We start from the raw sequence: 17,513 nt of genomic DNA, 5'->3' as shown, positions 1-17,513 counted from the left end.
CTTTTCAGTGCGCGCGGTAAATACGGGTCACAATCAGCATCAGCTGGCTGAGTATCGGCCAAAGCAGTGCGCCGACAAATGGGGCAACAAAGCCTTGCAAAGTGATGACCTGATGATTGAGGAACAGACGTGCAACAGTTAAGACGGCCTGATTGAGAAGCAGGGCAGCCAAGACAGCGGCCAATTGCATAATGTGGCCGTACAGCATGATTTGGCGGCGTCGGTTTAAGATGAAATAAGTTATCACAACGTAAGACAGGGCGTGCAGGCCCAAAGTCGCGGCGGTTGCGGCATCGACAATCAGACCGATGGCAAAAGCCAGTCCCATGCCTGCGCGTTGCGGCTGGTGCAATGTCCAATACAGCAGCATCAGTGCCGTCATTTCAGGCAGCCAGAAGAATCCGTCAAAGGAAAACGGCATAAAGTCCAGTATCATCATCACAATGAGACTGGCCGCCATGATATGCAGCGGTACTGCACGGTAAGAATCGTCAAAATCGTTCATGAAATCAGCGTGGGGAAGAAGGGGCGGAAGAAAGTACCAAGACAAAACGGCTGCTGCGTAAAGCGGCCAAAGGCGTCAGTTGCGTATCGTAATAAGGCGTTCCCGATGCACGGACAACCTTGCTGACGGTTGCAACGGGAATCCCCGCCGGATAAGTACCGTCCAAGCCGGAAGTCAGCAGAACATCACCGGGTTTCAAGTCCGAGCCGGTTGGGAAATAGCGTAAATCCAAACCGCTGCCATTACCATATGCCAAATTACGTTCACCGGTGCGGCTGACGGCTACGGGGACAATGCTTTGTCCGCTTGAGATCAGCTCGATTTCCGCGCTTTGTGTATGGACTTGTGTCAATAGGCCGATCAAACCACTTTGATCGATGACCGCATCGCCAACTTTCAAGCCGTCTTGACTGCCTTTGCCGATAATCAGTCTTTCGGAAAGTGGATCTTTGCCATTGGAAATGACTTCCGCGCCGATAACATTGTGGATGCCTTTTTGTTGCAAACCGTACAGTTTTTTCAATTCGCGCAATTCATCGGTATTGACTTTATCCCGCTGCAAATCGATTTTCAGACGGCCATTTTCTTCTAAAAGCCGGCGGTTTTGTTCCAAAAGCTCGGATTTGGATTGGGAAAGATCGGCAAAATATTGATAAAGTTGAACGGGTTGATTGGCCAGCCATTGAGCTGGATAGAGCATGGGCATTACTGCCGCACGTACAGGCTGCATCAATGAAAAGCGATAATCAGCCACCATCAGGCCGGCCGCCAGGGCGACATAAACGACAAAACGAGGCAACAGCTTAGGGCCTTTTGCCTCGTCAAAGCGCAAAGAAGAGCGTTCCATAGCCATCTACCTTATGGGTTTTCCGTAAACACGGTATCCCATTTGCCGATATAGTCCAAAGCCTTACCGGCACCATAGGCGACGCAGTTCAGAGGCTGGTCGGCAATGCCGACGGGCAGGCCGGTTGCATCGGCCAAGACGGTATCGATACCGTGCAGAAGCGCACCGCCGCCGGTCAGCATAATACCTCGGTCGGCAATATCGCCGGCCAGTTCGGGCGGAGCTTGTTCCAAAGCCAGACGGACGGCGCGGATGATTTGATTTACCGTTTCACTCAATGCTTCACGGATTTCATTCGACGTAACCGCCAAGGATTTAGGCGTACCTTCGGCCAGGTCGCGGCCTTTAATGCGCATGGCTGTTTCGGTTTCAAAGCCCGAGGCTGATCCGATTTGTTTCTTCAATTCTTCTGCCGTCGCCTCGCCGATTAAGACACCGCGATGACGGCGCAGGTAATGGATGATGCTTTTATCGAATTCGTCACCGGCTGCGCGGACGGAAGCAGAATAGGCCATACCGCCCAGTGAAAGAATACCGATTTCAGTAGTGCCGCCGCCAATATCGACAATCATCGAACCTGCCGCATCTTCAATCGGCAAACCCGCGCCCAAAGCGGCGGCCATCGGTTCTTCAATCAAATGCACGCTTGCCGCGCCGGCGGCAAACGCTGAATCCAAAATCGCTTTACGTTCCACTTGGGTAGAGCCGCCCGGAACACAGATAACCACACGGGGCGGAACCAAAGACCGTCCTTCGGTGGCTTTTTTAATCAACATACCCAGCATACGCTCGGTAATCACAAAATCGGCAATCACGCCGTCTTTCATCGGACGGACGATTTCGATATTGCGCGGCGCACGGCCCTGCATTTTTTTGGCTTCCGTACCAACTGCCATGATTTTACTTTTATTGCCCGCGCCGGATTGAATCGCAACCATGGACGGCTCATCCAAAACAATCCCTTTGCCGCGTACAAAAATCAACGTGTTGGCCGTGCCCAAGTCGATGGCAATATCATTAGAAAGAAAACGAGATAAAAGACGAAACATAGGATACCTGAAATTCCGGCCCAGCCCGGATGTGTTTAGCGTTATTTAAAATAAGAAAAACAGGTACACGGTTTAAGACGGATAAATGAACCCTGAAAAGGCCGTCTGAATCAAAACACCATGCCAACCTGTTTGGTTTTCGGTTATAATTCTTCGCTTCATAGAAGACGAAATGCAATGATACCCCAAACCCAAGGTGCATTGCTATCAGACAAGGATTTTTTATGGCTTTAAGCTTAAATGATGTGGAAAAAATCGCAAAACTCTCACGCCTCACTTTAACGGACGAAGAAAAAAACAAAACGCTTGCCGAGTTGAACGACATTTTCGCCATGGTTGAAAACATGCAAAGCGTCAATACCGACGGCATCGAACCTATGGCGCATCCGCACGAAGCCGCTTTGCGCCTGCGCGAAGATAAAGTGACTGAAACCGACCATGCCGCCGAATATCAGGCGGTTGCCCCAGAAGTGCGCAATCGTCTGTATATCGTTCCTCAAGTGATTGAGGAATAAGGTTTCAGACGGCCTTTGCTTATCGGCAAACCCCTATTGCAAGGCCGTCTGAAAGGATATTCTGTTCAGACGGCCCGATTTATTGATTTAAACGGATGTTTTCAATATCTGTTTTGAAAGCAAAAACTGTTTTATAGAAAGTACGGCACAATGACCGCTTACACGCTCAAACAAGCCAGCAGCCTGCTGCAATCCAAACAAATTTCCGCAGTCGAATTGGCGACCGAATATTTGGCCGCTATTGCTGCGAAAAACCCTGCCATCAATGGCTATGTGACCATCGATCAAGATAAGACCCTTGCTGAAGCCAAAGCAGCCGATGCGCGTATCGCAGCCGGTAATGCGACCGCTTTGACCGGTGTACCGGTTGCTTACAAAGATATTTTCTGTCAAACAGGTTGGCGCAGTGCATGCAGTTCCAAGATGTTGGATAACTTTGTTTCTCCTTATACTGCCACTGTGGTGCAAAACCTGCTGGATGCCGGCATGGTTACTCTCGGCCGTACCAATATGGACGAATTTGCCATGGGCTCGACTAATGAGACTTCGTTCTACGGCGTAACCAAAAACCCATGGAATCTTGAGCATGTTCCCGGCGGTTCGTCAGGCGGTTCGGCTGCCGTGATTGCAGCGCGTTTGGCACCGGCTGCTTTGGGTTCGGATACCGGCGGTTCTATCCGTCAGCCTGCATCGCATTGCGGTATTACCGGTATTAAGCCGACTTACGGTACGGTTTCACGCTTCGGTATGGTTGCCTATGCTTCCAGCTTCGACCAAGCCGGCCCTATGGCGCAAACGGCCGAAGACTGCGCGATTTTGTTGAACGCCATGGCCAGCTTTGACGAGCGTGATTCCACCAGTTTGGAACGCGACAAAGAAGATTACACCCGTGATTTGGACAAGCCGCTCAAAGGGTTGAAAATCGGTTTGCCTAAAGAATATTTCGGCGAAGGCGCGGATGCCGATGTTCAGACGGCCTTGCAAAACGTGATTGATTTGCTTAAAGCCCAAGGCGCTGAGACTGTTGAAGTTTCGTTGCCGCAAACTTCATTGTCGATTCCTGCTTATTACGTTCTCGCCTCCGCTGAAGCAAGTACCAACTTGTCCCGTTTCGACGGCGTACGTTATGGCCATCGTGCGGCGCAATTCAGTGATCTTGAAGAAATGTACAGCAACACCCGTGCCGAAGGTTTCGGTAGCGAGGTCAAACGCCGTATCATGATCGGTACTTATGTATTGAGTCATGGTTACTATGATGCTTATTACCTGAAAGCCCAAAAACTGCGCCGTCTGGTTGCCAATGATTTTCAGACGGCCTTTGGTCAATGTGATTTCATTTTAGCACCGACTGCACCGACTGCCGCGCCGAAACTCGGCAGCGACATTCACGACCCTGTGCAAATGTACTTATCCGATATTTACACCATCGCCGTGAACCTTGCCGGTTTGCCTGCACTGACCCTACCTGCCGGTTTCAGCGCAAACGGTCTGCCGATTGGTGTTCAGTTTATCGGTAATTATTTCTCCGAAGCCAAAATTTTGGGTGCCGCACATCAAGTTCAACTGAACAGCGATTGGCATACTAAAGCACCGGAGTAATGTTTTAGAGCCTTGATGGATTCAAGGCCGTCTGAAAATAAATCATAAAAAGCGCCTGAATCATTTAGGCGCTGCAAATTATAGATATTTAAAAATCATGACAACCACCGACTTTATCCAAATCATTGGAACAGCCGCGTTTGCCATTTCCGGCTATTTGGTCGGCTACAACAAGCGATTGGATGTACTCGGTGTCGTCATTACCGCGTTACTGACGGCTGTCGGCGGCGGCATGATACGCGACGGCTTGGTCGGCCGGATTCCGCAGGTGTTTTTGCAAACCGATGCGCTGATTGTTGTATTTGCCACACTGGCCATTGCATGGTTGGTAAGGGTGCAACGCTATCGCAGCACTTACTTGGCCGCTGCCTTTATTATTGCCGATGCCGTCGGTCTGGCTGCGTTCAGTATTACCGGCGCACAAATCGGCATGGCTTTGCAGCTTAATCTGTTCGGCGTTATTTCTTTGGCTTTTGTGACTGCCGTTGGCGGCGGTATTGCGCGTGATATTTTGGTCAATGACGTGCCGATGATTTTACGCACCGACCTTTACGGCAGCGTGGCTATTTTGATTGGCGGACTGATTTATCTGTTCGGGCGTTTGGGCTGGATTAATATTTTTACGTTAAACCTGCTCTTTGCCGGTGGATTGTTGTTTCGCCTGACTGCATACCGTTTCCATTGGCAACTGCCCGGTTTCCAACGCCGCAGGAAATAAACTTATCTTACAGACGGCCTGTTATGTTTTTTATTCAGGCCGTCTGAAAACGAATCATTCATTTAACCGATTAACTTTTTTTCGACAGAAAGACCCTTATGACTTGGGAAACCGTAATCGGACTGGAAATCCACGTCCAACTCAACACCCAATCCAAAATCTTCAGCGGCGCATCCACTGCATTCGGTGCCGAACCTAATGCCCACGCCAGCGTGGTTGAGTGTGCGTTGCCGGGCGTATTGCCGGTAATGAACCGCGAAGTCGTCGAAAAAGCCATCAAACTCGGTTTGGCTTTGGATGCGAAAATCAATCAGAAAAACGTGTTTGACCGTAAAAACTATTTTTATCCTGATTTACCAAAAGGCTATCAAATCAGTCAGTTGGATTTGCCGATTGTTGAGCATGGCAAATTGGAAATCGTAGTGGGCGACGAGGTTAAAACCATCAATGTTACCCGTGCGCACATGGAAGAAGATGCGGGTAAATCCGTACATGAAGGTTTGAACGGTGCAACCGGTATCGACTTAAACCGTGCCGGTACGCCTTTATTGGAAGTTGTCTCCGAGCCTGAAATGCGTTCCGCAGCCGAAGCTGTGGCATATGCTAAAGCGTTGCACGGTTTGGTAACTTGGCTGGATATTTGCGACGGCAATATGGCGGAAGGCTCGTTCCGCGTCGATGCCAACGTTTCTGTACGTCCCAAAGGCCAGGCCGAATTCGGTACGCGTCGCGAAATCAAAAACCTCAATTCTTTCCGCTTCTTGGAGCAAGCCATCAATTATGAAGTGGAAGCGCAAATCGAAATTTTGGAAGACGGCGGTAAAGTACAGCAGGCAACCATGCTGTTTGACCCTGAAAAAGGCGAAACCCGTGTGATGCGTTTGAAAGAAGATGCGCATGATTACCGCTATTTCCCAGATCCGGATTTGCTGCCGGTCATTATTTCAGACGGCCAATTGCAAAAGGCCAAAGAGCAAATGCCTGAGTTGCCGCATGAAATGGCAGCGCGTTTTGTTGCCGATTACGGCGTGTCCGACTATGATGCGCGCCTGTTGACTGCGAGCCGTGCTCAAGCTGCCTATTTTGAAGAAGCCGCCAAAGCCTGCGGCCAAGGTAAATTGACGGCGAACTGGATGAACGGCGAGCTTGCCGCCACCTTGAACAAAGAAGGTTTGGAATTGGCTGAAAGCCCGATTACGGCTTCACGTCTTGCCGAGTTGGTTGCTAAAGTCGCGGACGGAACATTGAGCAGCAAACTGGCGAAAAAAGCTTTTGAAGCGATGTGGGCAGAGCCTGAAGCAGGTATTGCCGAAATCATCGAAAAACACGGTTTGCAACAGATTACCGACACTGGCGCAATTGAAGCGATGGTGGATGAAGTGTTGGCAAGCAATGCGAAAGCTATTGAGCAATTCCGTTCCGGTAATGAAAAAGCCTTAAATGCGATTGTCGGCCAGGTGATGAAAGCAAGTAAAGGCAAGGCCAATCCGGCTCAGGTTCAAGAGTTGATTAAAGCCAAATTGGCTTGATAGATAGGACAGGCCGTCTGAAAACAGGTTTTATTTTCAGACGGCCTTTGTTTTTGATAATAAATTTATTCTAAATACCATGACACATATCATTACCTTACCAGACCAAACTACATTTACGGCGAATGAGGACGAAACTGTTCTTGCTGCCGCAACCCGTCAGAATTTAAATTTGCCTCATTCTTGCAAAAGCGGTGCCTGCGGGCAGTGTAAGGCCGAGTTGATTAGTGGCGAATTTGAAATGGGCAAGCATATTGATAAAGCCATCAGTGAAGAAGAAAAAGCGCAGGGCAAAGTGTTATTGTGCTGTACTACTGCGAAGAGCGACCTCAAAATCAATGTGCCGGGTTTTAATCAAAATGCTTTGCCGGTACGCACATTGCCGGCACGTATTGAAAACATTGAAATCAAACACGATGTTGCTTTGCTCAAACTGGCTTTGCCTAAAGCGCCGCCATTTGCATTTTATGCCGGGCAATATATTGATTTGCTGCTTCCAGGCAATATCAGCCGCAGCTATTCAATCGCCAATTCGCCTGATCAAGAAGGCATTTTGGAACTGCATATCCGCAAACGTGAAAACGGCGTATGCTCAGAAATGATTTTTGGTGCAGAGCCTAAAATCAAAGAGAAAGGCATTGTCCGTGTCAAAGGGCCATTGGGTACATTCACTTTGCAACAAGACAGCAATAAACCGATGATTTTGTTGGCAACGGGTACAGGTTATGCCCCTATTCGCAGTATTTTGCTTGATTTGATTCGTCAGAATAGCGAGCGTCAGGTTCATTTTTACTGGGGAGCACGTCAACAGGCGGATCTGTATGCATTGGAAGAAGCTGAAGCATTAATAGGCCGTCTGAAAAATGCGAAATTCTCGCCGGTTCTTTCTAAGCCTGATTCCGAGTGGAAAGGGGAGAATGGCTATGTGCAAGATGTTGCTGCACAAAATTATCCTGATTTGGGCCAATATGAAGTTTATGCTTGCGGATCACCAGAGATGACCGAAAGTGCACATGGTTTACTGACTCAAAAATGCGCTTTACCGGAAGATGCCTTTTTCTGTGATGCTTTTTCACCGGCATAGGAATATATTTTACGGAATTCATATGTTTGGATAAGGGTATTAAGCATAGAGTTTGACGACAATTCGTTTGAAGAAGAGAGTGTGTTTTTACACACTCTTTTTTTATACAGTAATTTTCAAAAAATATTTTTATCTTAAAGAGAAGGCTATTCTGTTTGTCATCAAACATTAACTTGATTATCTATCATCAAGAAAAAGGCCGTCTGAATCTTTCAGACAGCCTTTGTTTTAAAGCTAATATTAGCTACCAATCAGTTTCAAACGTTGACCGGGAGATACAGTACGGGTATTGCGGTTCCAACGGCGGATATCGTTAATATCAACATTGAAACGGCTGGCGATGGTGTTCAGGGTATCGCCTTTGCGTACAGTGTAGGAAACGTTTTGAACCGGGTTGCTGCGGACTTTTGCCGGAGCGGCTGTAACACGGAGGATTTGGCCTTTTTTAATATTGTTGCCTTTGATATTGTTGGCAATAATCAAATCGGCTACGCTCAGGTTATAGCGTTTGGAGATGTTAAACAATGTATCACCATCTTCCACACGGTGGGTACCCGCTGCAAGTGCTGCAGTTTGTGTGTTTTGCTGACCGCTTACACGGGCAAGACGTGCATTGATACGGCGTTGTTGTTTAGCCATATTGGCTGCGATGCGTGCCGTGCGTGCGCTTTCGGCGGTAACAACAGTTTGAACTTGTTTGTTCTCCGGTGTGGCCTCGGCAACAGTCGCTGAAGATTCCTCTGCTGGTCGGCTTTGTACCAATGCCATCAGGTCGTCATGCTCTTCTTGTGCCGGCGCAGCGGCAACAGATTCAACTGCTGGAGTAGGGGCTACATCGTTTGCGGCAACAGTTGGTACGGTCAAGTCTGCAGGGATGGCTGATTTGGGTGCTTCTGCAACATTTTTAGCAACGGTCTCGGTAGTCGCATGGGTCATGGCTGTAACTGGAGCAGCCATTTCCGCATTTGCAACTTGAGGTTGGGCTTTAGTTTCTGTTACCGCTACTGAAGTAACGTTTTCAGCTTTGCTGCGTGCAATAAAGTCAACCGGTTTGCTGGATTGTGGAACAACAGGTGCAACAATATCAGTAACCTTGGTTTGGGCAACTTTAACCGGTTCTACTGCGTTGGAAGCAATAATCGGAGACATGGCCGGCATATTGGATTGGTAAGTATCCGGAGTATTGTCTTTATCGATAAAATTAATGATGTCCTGGCTTTGGCTTGCTGAATTTTTAGCCACCAAAATGCTGCGGCCTTCAGAAACGGCGCTACCGCTCAGGCCGTTGAGGCGTTTGAGTTCGGCAACGCTCATGCCGGTATCGTTAGCGATGGCATTCAGTTTTTTGTTGCCCAAAGAAGTATAAATATCCCAAGACATCAGGGTATCCGGGTTGGCATTGCGGTAGTTCTTTTCAAATGTGGAAACCGCAGCAACCGGCAACAACAGACGACGGTTGTTTTTAGGGATGAATACAGGCGCATTGAAACCCGGGTTGAGTACCAACAATTCGCTTTCGCTGATGTTTGCAAAGCGGGCGATTGTGCTGTTATCAATAGGTTTGTCGATGCTGATAGATTTGAAATACGGCTGGTTGCTGATTTCGCTGATATTCATGCCGAAGGTCTGCGGATTGGCAACGATATTGCGGACGGCCAAAAGTTTGGGAACGTAATTGCGTGTTTCGTTCGGCATACGCAGGTTTTCGTATGTCGGCTCCAAACCTTGCGCGCGGGCGCGGTTGACGGCGCGTCCGACATTGCCTTCGCCCCAGTTGTAAGCGGCAAGCGCCAAAGACCAGTCGCCGAACATACCGTGCAGGTATTGCAGGTAATTCAATGCGGCATCGGTAGCGGCGTAAATATCGTGGCGGCCGTCATACAAAGGTGTTTTTTCCAAGCCGAAATGGCGGCCGGTAGCCGGCATAAATTGCCACAGGCCGGATGCGCCGACGTGTGATTTAGCTTTGGTTACGAATGCGCTTTCAATGAAAGGCAGCAAAGCGATTTCAGCGGGCATATTGCGTTTTTTAACTTCATTGGCAATATGGTACATATAAGGTTTGCTGCGTGAGATGGTGCGGTCGAAATACGCGCTGTTTGCAGCAAATTTGTTTTCATGGCGGCGAACCAGTTCTGTGTTGACTTCGTTGATGCGGAAGTCTTTACGCAACGATGCCCATAAGCTGCCGGAGCCGAAGGTTTGTGCTTTGGCTTGGTCGAGCAGGGCGGAGTTGAGGCGCATCATGGCCATGCCGACTTGGTTGGGTGTAGCGTTTTGTGCGTAGGCTGTGGCGGAAACCGCCGACAGGCTTGAAACGGTCAGAGCGATGGTTTTTAATTTTGCCATAGTAAATAAAGTTATCAAATATATAATAAAATTTCGTTTTTTTGATAGTATCGTTTCAGCATTTAAACGTCAAGTCGAGCAGGGAATTTGCTTGTGTGATGTGGCCGTGGTGTTAAAATTCTGTCACACAAGTCGGGATGCATAGGGGAGCCTTGAATGGAAGTTTTTTTTATGCAAACGCCAATGGGGCAATATCTTGCTCAAAAAGAGGCGGATTTTTTCAGACGGCATTTGCAGTATTTGAATAGGCAGGTGGCGGTTCAATTGGGCGGTGTATGGACTAGGCTGTCTGAAAATATGATTGTAGTGCCTCGCGATGTGCGGATGGATGCTGAAATGTTGGCATTTGAAACGCATTCCGTGGATGTGTTATTGATGCCTCATCTTTTGGAAGTTTCATCCGCAGATTTGGTGTTGCAAGAGGCGTTTAGGATATTAAAACCTGAAGGCAGGTTGATTTTGACGGGGTTCAACCCTAAATCTTTATGGGGATTGAGCTCTTGGTTTGATGGGGAAAAGTTGCCTTTGAAATCTCAATGCTTGGCTCTGGCTGAGTTGAAACGAAAAATTGCGGATATTGGTTTTGAAATAGAATATGGGCAGTTTATGGATTATCTGCCTGCTGTGAATTCGCCTTCTGCTTTGAAGTTTTGGCGGTTTATGGAAAAGGCGGGGGATAGGTGGTGGCCGCAGTGTGCGGCGGTTTATGGGATGGTATTAACGAAACATTTGATTGGTGTCCATCCTTTGCCTGAATTGGAATCTGCATTTGATGGCAATACGGTTGCTTTAAGTACGGCACGTTTGGCCGAATAGTTTTCAGACGGCCTGTATATTAATGATGAATTTGGAGAATAATGATGCCTGAATTACCTGAGGTGGAAACGACTTTACGCGGGATAGAGCCGCATATTGATGGCAAAAAGATAGAAAAAGTCACTATCCGCCAGTTTAAATTGAGATGGCCTATTCATCCAAACTTGGCGAAAATTTTGGCCGGCCGCAAAGTTTTGGCATGCAACCGGCGTGCGAAGTATTTGATTATTACTTTTGAAACGGGTATTTTACTTATTCATTTGGGTATGTCCGGCAGTTTGCGGATTTTTACTGCCGATGATGAACGTATTGCCACGCCGGATAAACACGATCATTTAGATTTTGTATTTGATGACGGTACCGTATTGCGTTATCACGACCCGCGTAAATTTGGTGCGGTATTGTGGTATGAGGGTATTGCCGAGCATCATCCGCTGTTGGAGAAACTGGGGCCGGAGCCGCTCTCGGACGATTTTGATGCAAATTACCTGTATCAGAAATTGAAAACGCAGAAGCGTGCAGTCAAATTGGCGCTGATGGATAATGCGGTGGTGGTTGGCGTTGGCAATATTTATGCGAATGAAAGTCTGTTTAAGGCAGGTATTTCGCCATTGCGTCCGGCAAATAAGCTGACCAAGAAAGAATGTGCATTATTGGTGGAAACCATTAAAGCGATTCTGCTGAGGGCGATTGAAACGGGCGGCAGTACGCTGCGGGACTTTGTCAATAGCGATGGCAAAAGCGGCTATTTCCAGCAGGAATATACGGTCTATGGCCGCCACAATGAGCCTTGTGTCCAATGTGGCGGGCTGATTTTTAAAGAAACTTTGGGGCAGCGTGGAACATTTTATTGTCCAAATTGCCAGAAATAGTTTCAGACGGCCTTAAATGTCAGAGGCTGTCTGAAAATAATAAATACCATACAGAAGAAATTTTATGTCTAAACAAAAAGCTCCTTTTTTAAAACGACTGGGCAGACTTTGCCGTTTGGCGGCTTGGTTGTTCCGAACCGGCCGGAATTTGCGTGCCATCGATGGCAATAATGCAGAGGAACGCAATCATGCTGTGGTTGTTTTGGGAAAAGGTGCGTTGGATGCTTTGGATATCGAATTGGAAATCGGCGTACCGCCTCAAGGAAATGTGAGCGGTACTTTGGTGGTAGCCAACCATGTGTCTTGGTTGGATATTTTTGCCATGAGTGCCGTTTATCCGAGCAGTTTTATTGCGAAACAGGAAATCAGCAGTTGGCCGGTTTTGGGGAAAATGGGTAAAAATGCCGGCACGGTGTTTATCAACCGCAATTCCCGCCGAGATATCGAGCCGATTAATCAGGCGATTTGCGCGGCATTGAAAGCAGGACAGAATGTCAGCTTTTTCCCTGAGGCGCGCACTTCTTCCGGCTTGGGTATTTTGCCGTTTAAAGCAGCCCTGTTTCAATCGGCAATAGATGCGAAAGCACCGATTCAGGCAGTAACTTTGCGCTATTATGATGGCGAAGGACAACGGACGGACTTGCCGTCTTATGCGGAGGTAAACCTGTTTCAGTCTTTGTGGCGTATTGTTTCTATGAAGAAAATCCGTATCCGTTTGGATTTCTCGCCTCAGTACAAACCGACAGATATGCCGGATAAAGACCGCTATGCTTTGAAAGATATTGCGGAAAAATCCATCGGTGAAATTGTGGCTTCGGATTCCCCCGTTCAACCTTTACCTAAAAAATAATTTCGGTCAGGTACTTGTTTTCTTTCAGATAGCCTTTATTTAATGATTCAGCTGTTTTCGGTTGGATTAATTTGATAGTTTAATATAATTAATATTATTTGAACTATAAATTATACAAATCGATAGGCCTGCATTACAATACAAGCATTGATTCATTTCTCTAACCCGAATTTTTAAAAGGAGCTTAAAAATGGCTTTGCAAGATCGTACCGGTCAAAAAGTACCTTCCGTAGTATTCCGCACTCGTGTCGGCGACACTTGGAAAGATGTTTCTACTGATGATTTGTTCAAAGGCAAAAAAGTAGTCGTGTTCTCTCTGCCTGGCGCATTTACTCCGACTTGCTCTTCTTCCCACCTGCCACGCTACAACGAATTGTTTGGCGCGTTCAAAGAAAACGGTGTTGATGCTATCTACTGCGTATCTGTAAACGACACTTTCGTAATGAACGCTTGGGCTGCTGAAGAAGAAGCTGACAACATTTACATGATCCCTGATGGCAACGGTGAATTCACTGAAGGCATGGGCATGTTGGTTGGCAAAGAAGACTTGGGCTTCGGCAAACGCTCTTGGCGTTACTCCATGCTGGTTAACGACGGCGTGGTTGAAAAAATGTTTATCGAACCTGAAGAACCAGGCGATCCTTTCAAAGTGTCTGACGCTGACACTATGTTGAAATACATTGCTCCTGACTGGAAAGCTCAAGAGTCTGTTGCCATCTTCACCAAACCTGGTTGCCAATTCTGTGCTAAAGCTAAAAAAGCTTTGCAAGACAAAGGCTTGTCTTACGAAGAAATCGTATTGGGCAAAGATGCAACTGTTACTTCCGTTCGCGCTATTACCGGCAAGATGACTGCTCCTCAAGTATTCATCGGCGGCAAATACATCGGCGGCAGCGAAGACTTGGAAGCTTACTTGGCTAAAAACTAATTACCTGTATGCTTGAGACGGTTTGAATAGGCCGTCTGAAAAATAAAATATAGAGTTATTCAGACGGCGTTTACAATTCGGCGTTCTGAATAACTCTATATTCGCAAGTAGAATTTGAGATTATTGTTTTAAATCGATATTTAAGAATTTGCTATTAATATTCATTCTTTGATAGTTTATAAAAATTCTGCCGTCTGAAAACAGATAAGCTGATGGTAATATCGGTTTGAATATAGACAGTAAGGATAAAATATGAAAAAGATTCAAGCAGATGTGGTGGTACTGGGCGGCGGTACAGCCGGTATGGGCGCATTTCGCAATGCTCGCCTTCATACAGACAATGTTTACCTGATTGAAAACAATGTATTCGGAACAACTTGTGCGCGTGTCGGCTGCATGCCTTCCAAACTCTTGATTGCCGCCGCAGAAGCGCGCCATCATGCTTTGCATACCGATCCGTTTGGCGTGCACTTGGACAAAGACAGCATCGTTGTCAATGGCGAAGAAGTCATGCAACGCGTCAAATCCGAACGCGACCGTTTTGTCGGTTTTGTAGTCAGCGATGTAGAAGAGTGGCCTGCCGACAAGCGCATTATGGGTACGGCAAAATTTGTTGACGAACATACTGTCCAAATCGATGACCATACGCAAATCACTGCAAAAAGTTTTGTGATTGCCACCGGTTCACGCCCTGTGATTTTCCCTCAGTGGGAAGCTTTGGGCGATCGCTTGGTTGTAAACGATGATGTTTTCTCTTGGGATACTTTGCCTAAAAGCGTGGCCGTGTTCGGTCCCGGCGTTATCGGCTTAGAGTTGGGTCAGGCTTTGCACCGTTTGGGCGTGAAAGTTGAGATTTTCGGCGTAGGCGGAGCCATCGGCGGCATTTCCGACCCTGTTGTCGCTGAAGAAGCCAAAGCTGTGTTTGGCGAAGAGTTGGCTTTGCATTTGGACGCTAAAACCGAAGTCAAACTGGATGCAGAAGGCAATGTTGAAGTTCATTGGGAACAAGACGGCGAAAAAGGTGTTTTCGTTGCCGAATATATGCTGGCAGCCGTAGGCCGCCGTCCGAACGTTGACAATATCGGTTTGGAAAACATCAATATCGAAAAAGACACGCGCGGCGTGCCTGTTGCCGATCCGCTGACCATGCAAACCAGCATTCCGCATATCTTTATTGCAGGCGATGTGTCCAATCAATTGCCTCTGCTGCATGAAGCTGCAGACCAAGGCAAAATTGCCGGCGACAATGCAGGCCGCTATCCGAATATCGGCGGTGGTTTGCGCCGTAGTGTAATCGGCGTGGTGTTCACCAATCCGCAAATTGCCTCTGTTGGCTTGAAATATGCACAAGTTGCGGCGAAATATCAACCCGAAGAGTTTGTAATCGGCGAAGTTTCCTTTCGAAACCAAGGCCGCAGTCGCGTTATGTTGGTAAACAAAGGCCATATGCGTTTGTATGCCGAAAAAGCAACCGGCCGTTTCATTGGTGCGGAAGTTGTCGGCCCTGCTGCCGAACATTTAGCACACTTGATGGCTTGGGCGCATCAAATGAAAATGACGATTCCGCAAATGTTGGATATGCCGTTCTACCATCCAGTTATCGAGGAAGGTTTGCGTACTGCATTGCGTGATGCCGATGCAAAACTGAAACAGGCTTGATTATTTGATGGAATAAAGGCCGTCTGAAACCCGTAATGAGGTTTCAGACGGCCTTTTTTATACTTTGAAGCTTTTACTTTTAAATCAATTCTAAATCCGGGCCGGCATTTTGTGCGCGACGGCTTCGTAATTGAATATCTAGGCGCAAATCGTGTGCGGAGTCGGCATTTTTAATAGCGTCTTGATAGCTGATATCGCCGTTTTCATACAAATCATACAAGGCTTGGTCAAAAGTAATCATGCCCATACCGGTTGATTTTTTCATCATTTCTTTGATGTTGTGGACTTCGCCTTTTCGAATTAAGTCGGCAATAATGGGCGAATTGAGCAAAACTTCAACCGCTGCCACACGACCCCGTCCGCTTTCACGGGGAATCAGTCGTTGTGAAATAAAGGCTTGCAGGTTGAGCGATAAGTCGGTCAGCAACTGGGTACGGCGCTCTTCGGGGAAGAAGTTGATGATGCGGTCGAGTGCTTGGTTGGTACTGTTGGCATGCAGTGTCGCCATACACAAATGGCCGGTTTCCGCGAAGGAAATGGCGTAGTCCATGGTCTCGCGGTCGCGGATTTCGCCAATCAGGATAACATCCGGCGCTTGGCGCAGGGTATTTTTCAATGCAATCGGCCAATTTTCGGTATCCACGCCGATTTCGCGTTGGGTGATAATGCAGTTTTTATGTTGGTGGATAAATTCAATCGGGTCTTCGATAGTAATAATGTGGTCGAAGCTGTTTTCATTTCGATAGTCGATAAGGGAGGCGAGGGAAGTGGACTTACCCGAACCTGTACCGCCGACAAAAATAACCAGACCGCGTTTTCTGAGGGCGATGTCTTTCAGAATCGGCGGCAGATTGAGCGTTTCAAATTTAGGGATATTGCTGGTAATAGAGCGGAACACCAAAGCAGTTGCGCCGCGTTGAACCATGGCATTGACACGGAAGCGGCTGGTATCGGGTAGGCTGATGGCGAAGTTGCATTCGTTGGTGGTAGAAAATTCTTCGATTTGTTTGGAAGACATAATCGAAAAAGCGATTTCCATACATTTTTCAGCGCTTAACTGCTCATCGGTCAACCGCATGATTTTGCCGTCCACTTTCATGGCCGGCGGGAAATTGGTGGTAATGAAAAGGTCGGAGCCTTTGTATTTGTTCATGTGGCGTAGCCAAGTGAACAATTCTTCTTTTGCGCCCGGAGTATTTTCGTCAAACATAAGAATTCAGATAGTTAATGTTAAGTTATTTTATTGAAAATAATTATAACAGAAGCAATCATTATTTGCTGTTTTGCCGCTAGAGCGGATATCTGTTTTAAATTGAGTGTCGTGCTGGGAATATAGCAGATTTTTCGGCATCCCTGTGATTTTAAATTCTGCTGTTATAATGTTGCCCGATTAGTGAATGGAAAGGTAACAAGATGTCAGTACAAACAATTGCCGTGGTCGGCGCAATGGAACAGGAAATCGAGCTTTTGCGTGAAAGCATGGCCGATGTCAAGCATGTGTCTTTCGGTAAATTCTCGGCATATGAAGGCGAATTGGCCGGAAAACGCATGGTTTTGGTTTTAAGCGGTATCGGTAAGGTCAATGCGGCGGTTTCGACTTCTTGGGTCATTCATCAGTTTGCACCGGATTGCGTCATCAATACCGGCAGTGCAGGTGGTTTAGGTAAGGGTCTGAAGGTCGGCGATGTGGTCATCGGCGAAACTGTGGCGCATCATGATGTTGACGTAACGGCTTTTGGTTATGTTTGGGGGCAAGTGCCGCAACTTCCTGCCGTGTTCGCATCGGATTCAAACTTGATTCGCCAAGCAGAAAAGGCGGCGCAAGTGTTTGATGGAGCGGCCGTAACGCAAGGTTTGATCGTCAGTGGCGACCGTTTTGTACACAGCAGCGAAGGTGTTGCGGAAATCCGCAGTCATTTCCCAGAAGTCAAAGCAGTGGAAATGGAAGCTGCGGCGATTGCGCAAACTTGTCATCAGTTGGAAGTGCCTTTTGTGATTATTCGTGCGGTATCCGATTCGGCAGATGAGAAAGCGGACATCAGCTTTGAAGAGTTTTTGAAAACGGCGGCCATCAGCTCGGCGAAGATGGTGACCGAGATTGTCAAATCGCTATAAAATCATGCAGAAGCGTTGAATTTCCGTTAGAATACGGAACGATTCAACCTTATTCTAAGGCCGTCTGAAAACCGAATC

16 protein-coding genes are annotated in these 17,513 nt (G+C 47.4%); 11 read left to right on the top strand and 5 right to left on the bottom strand.

Annotated elements, in window-relative coordinates; genetic code table 11:
* Positions 1-4: 4 nt before the first annotated feature.
* From mreD to ACTHUG_RS04500, 3 genes are read right to left on the bottom strand one after another with little or no spacing between them, the layout of a single operon-like run.
* Positions 5-505: a rod shape-determining protein MreD gene (gene mreD / locus ACTHUG_RS04510; RefSeq protein WP_440386220.1), complete on the bottom strand. Its 501-nt coding sequence runs from the start codon at positions 503-505 to the stop codon at positions 5-7.
* Between the two features lie 4 nt (positions 506-509).
* Entirely contained in the window at positions 510-1,352 is an 843-nt protein-coding gene (gene mreC, locus ACTHUG_RS04505; protein ID WP_070837547.1) for a rod shape-determining protein MreC, read from the bottom strand.
* Between the two features lie 11 nt (positions 1,353-1,363).
* A complete protein-coding gene (locus ACTHUG_RS04500) occupies positions 1,364-2,401 on the bottom strand; it encodes a rod shape-determining protein (protein ID WP_003747269.1) in 1,038 nt (345 codons plus the stop codon).
* A gap of 224 nt (positions 2,402-2,625) precedes the next feature.
* On the opposite strand from ACTHUG_RS04500, the gene gatC reads away from it, so the two are divergent.
* The 5 genes from gatC (at position 2,626) to ACTHUG_RS04475 (ending at position 7,846) form a co-directional block, all read left to right on the top strand.
* Positions 2,626-2,916: an Asp-tRNA(Asn)/Glu-tRNA(Gln) amidotransferase subunit GatC gene (gene gatC, locus ACTHUG_RS04495; RefSeq protein ID WP_003685110.1), complete on the top strand. Its 291-nt coding sequence runs from the start codon at positions 2,626-2,628 to the stop codon at positions 2,914-2,916.
* 150 nt (positions 2,917-3,066) lie between these two features.
* Positions 3,067-4,515: an Asp-tRNA(Asn)/Glu-tRNA(Gln) amidotransferase subunit GatA gene (gatA, locus tag ACTHUG_RS04490; protein WP_440386221.1), complete on the top strand. Its 1,449-nt coding sequence runs from the start codon at positions 3,067-3,069 to the stop codon at positions 4,513-4,515.
* 97 nt (positions 4,516-4,612) lie between these two features.
* The gene (locus ACTHUG_RS04485) at positions 4,613-5,233 is read left to right on the top strand and encodes a trimeric intracellular cation channel family protein (RefSeq protein WP_188212171.1); all 621 of its coding nucleotides are present in this window, start codon (positions 4,613-4,615) and stop codon (positions 5,231-5,233) included.
* Between the two features lie 98 nt (positions 5,234-5,331).
* Entirely contained in the window at positions 5,332-6,762 is a 1,431-nt protein-coding gene (gatB, locus tag ACTHUG_RS04480) for an Asp-tRNA(Asn)/Glu-tRNA(Gln) amidotransferase subunit GatB (protein ID WP_440386222.1), read from the top strand.
* 79 nt (positions 6,763-6,841) lie between these two features.
* Entirely contained in the window at positions 6,842-7,846 is a 1,005-nt protein-coding gene (locus ACTHUG_RS04475; protein ID WP_440386223.1) for a 2Fe-2S iron-sulfur cluster-binding protein, read from the top strand.
* A gap of 240 nt (positions 7,847-8,086) precedes the next feature.
* On the opposite strand, the gene ACTHUG_RS04470 is transcribed toward ACTHUG_RS04475, so the two are convergent.
* A complete protein-coding gene (locus tag ACTHUG_RS04470; RefSeq protein ID WP_440386224.1) occupies positions 8,087-10,195 on the bottom strand; it encodes a LysM peptidoglycan-binding domain-containing protein in 2,109 nt (702 codons plus the stop codon).
* Between the two features lie 156 nt (positions 10,196-10,351).
* Between ACTHUG_RS04470 and ACTHUG_RS04465 the strand changes: the two genes are divergently transcribed.
* From ACTHUG_RS04465 to ACTHUG_RS04445, 5 genes are all read left to right on the top strand, one after another.
* Positions 10,352-11,011, top strand: coding sequence for a class I SAM-dependent methyltransferase (locus tag ACTHUG_RS04465; RefSeq protein WP_440386225.1), 660 nt, complete (start codon positions 10,352-10,354; stop codon positions 11,009-11,011).
* Positions 11,012-11,055: 44 nt separating this feature from the next.
* Complete coding sequence (gene mutM, locus ACTHUG_RS04460; RefSeq protein WP_440386421.1) at positions 11,056-11,883, top strand: DNA-formamidopyrimidine glycosylase; 828 nt, start codon at positions 11,056-11,058, stop codon at positions 11,881-11,883.
* Positions 11,884-11,947: 64 nt separating this feature from the next.
* On the top strand, positions 11,948-12,733 hold the full coding sequence (locus tag ACTHUG_RS04455; protein ID WP_440386226.1) for a 1-acylglycerol-3-phosphate O-acyltransferase: 786 nt from the start codon (positions 11,948-11,950) through the stop codon (positions 12,731-12,733).
* Positions 12,734-12,923: 190 nt separating this feature from the next.
* Complete coding sequence (locus tag ACTHUG_RS04450) at positions 12,924-13,661, top strand: redoxin family protein (RefSeq protein ID WP_003747251.1); 738 nt, start codon at positions 12,924-12,926, stop codon at positions 13,659-13,661.
* A gap of 252 nt (positions 13,662-13,913) precedes the next feature.
* Positions 13,914-15,320 carry a dihydrolipoyl dehydrogenase gene (locus ACTHUG_RS04445; protein ID WP_440386227.1) on the top strand — a complete coding sequence of 469 codons (1,407 nt, stop codon included), beginning with the start codon at positions 13,914-13,916 and terminating at the stop codon, positions 15,318-15,320.
* A gap of 79 nt (positions 15,321-15,399) precedes the next feature.
* On the opposite strand, the gene ACTHUG_RS04440 is transcribed toward ACTHUG_RS04445, so the two are convergent.
* Positions 15,400-16,530 (bottom strand): PilT/PilU family type 4a pilus ATPase, encoded by a 1,131-nt coding sequence (locus ACTHUG_RS04440; RefSeq protein ID WP_440386228.1) that lies wholly within the window; start codon positions 16,528-16,530, stop codon positions 15,400-15,402.
* Positions 16,531-16,733: 203 nt separating this feature from the next.
* Here ACTHUG_RS04440 and ACTHUG_RS04435 point away from each other — a divergent pair, with 203 nt between their 5' ends.
* A complete protein-coding gene (locus ACTHUG_RS04435) occupies positions 16,734-17,435 on the top strand; it encodes a 5'-methylthioadenosine/adenosylhomocysteine nucleosidase (protein ID WP_440386229.1) in 702 nt (233 codons plus the stop codon).
* Positions 17,436-17,513: the final 78 nt, after the last annotated feature.

The sequence above is a fragment of the Neisseria sp. P0022.S009 genome (genome assembly GCF_051956675.1).
Lineage (GTDB): Bacteria > Pseudomonadota > Gammaproteobacteria > Burkholderiales > Neisseriaceae > Neisseria.
Note: the sequence above shows the minus strand (reverse complement) of the source record. Positions and strands in the feature narration are given on the sequence as shown.

What these genes read in the sequence shown, in the direction of transcription:
- mreD (WP_440386220.1), bottom strand. Translation starts at nt 505, where the DNA reads ATGAACGATTTTGACGATTCTTACCGTGCAGTACCGCTGCATATCATG.
- mreC (WP_070837547.1), bottom strand. Translation starts at nt 1,352, where the DNA reads ATGGAACGCTCTTCTTTGCGCTTTGACGAGGCAAAAGGCCCTAAGCTG.
- ACTHUG_RS04500 (WP_003747269.1), bottom strand. Translation starts at nt 2,401, where the DNA reads ATGTTTCGTCTTTTATCTCGTTTTCTTTCTAATGATATTGCCATCGAC.
- gatC (WP_003685110.1), top strand. Translation starts at nt 2,626, where the DNA reads ATGGCTTTAAGCTTAAATGATGTGGAAAAAATCGCAAAACTCTCACGC.
- gatA (WP_440386221.1), top strand. Translation starts at nt 3,067, where the DNA reads ATGACCGCTTACACGCTCAAACAAGCCAGCAGCCTGCTGCAATCCAAA.
- ACTHUG_RS04485 (WP_188212171.1), top strand. Translation starts at nt 4,613, where the DNA reads ATGACAACCACCGACTTTATCCAAATCATTGGAACAGCCGCGTTTGCC.
- gatB (WP_440386222.1), top strand. Translation starts at nt 5,332, where the DNA reads ATGACTTGGGAAACCGTAATCGGACTGGAAATCCACGTCCAACTCAAC.
- ACTHUG_RS04475 (WP_440386223.1), top strand. Translation starts at nt 6,842, where the DNA reads ATGACACATATCATTACCTTACCAGACCAAACTACATTTACGGCGAAT.
- ACTHUG_RS04470 (WP_440386224.1), bottom strand. Translation starts at nt 10,195, where the DNA reads ATGGCAAAATTAAAAACCATCGCTCTGACCGTTTCAAGCCTGTCGGCG.
- ACTHUG_RS04465 (WP_440386225.1), top strand. Translation starts at nt 10,352, where the DNA reads ATGGAAGTTTTTTTTATGCAAACGCCAATGGGGCAATATCTTGCTCAA.
- mutM (WP_440386421.1), top strand. Translation starts at nt 11,056, where the DNA reads ATGCCTGAATTACCTGAGGTGGAAACGACTTTACGCGGGATAGAGCCG.
- ACTHUG_RS04455 (WP_440386226.1), top strand. Translation starts at nt 11,948, where the DNA reads ATGTCTAAACAAAAAGCTCCTTTTTTAAAACGACTGGGCAGACTTTGC.
- ACTHUG_RS04450 (WP_003747251.1), top strand. Translation starts at nt 12,924, where the DNA reads ATGGCTTTGCAAGATCGTACCGGTCAAAAAGTACCTTCCGTAGTATTC.
- ACTHUG_RS04445 (WP_440386227.1), top strand. Translation starts at nt 13,914, where the DNA reads ATGAAAAAGATTCAAGCAGATGTGGTGGTACTGGGCGGCGGTACAGCC.
- ACTHUG_RS04440 (WP_440386228.1), bottom strand. Translation starts at nt 16,530, where the DNA reads ATGTTTGACGAAAATACTCCGGGCGCAAAAGAAGAATTGTTCACTTGG.
- ACTHUG_RS04435 (WP_440386229.1), top strand. Translation starts at nt 16,734, where the DNA reads ATGTCAGTACAAACAATTGCCGTGGTCGGCGCAATGGAACAGGAAATC.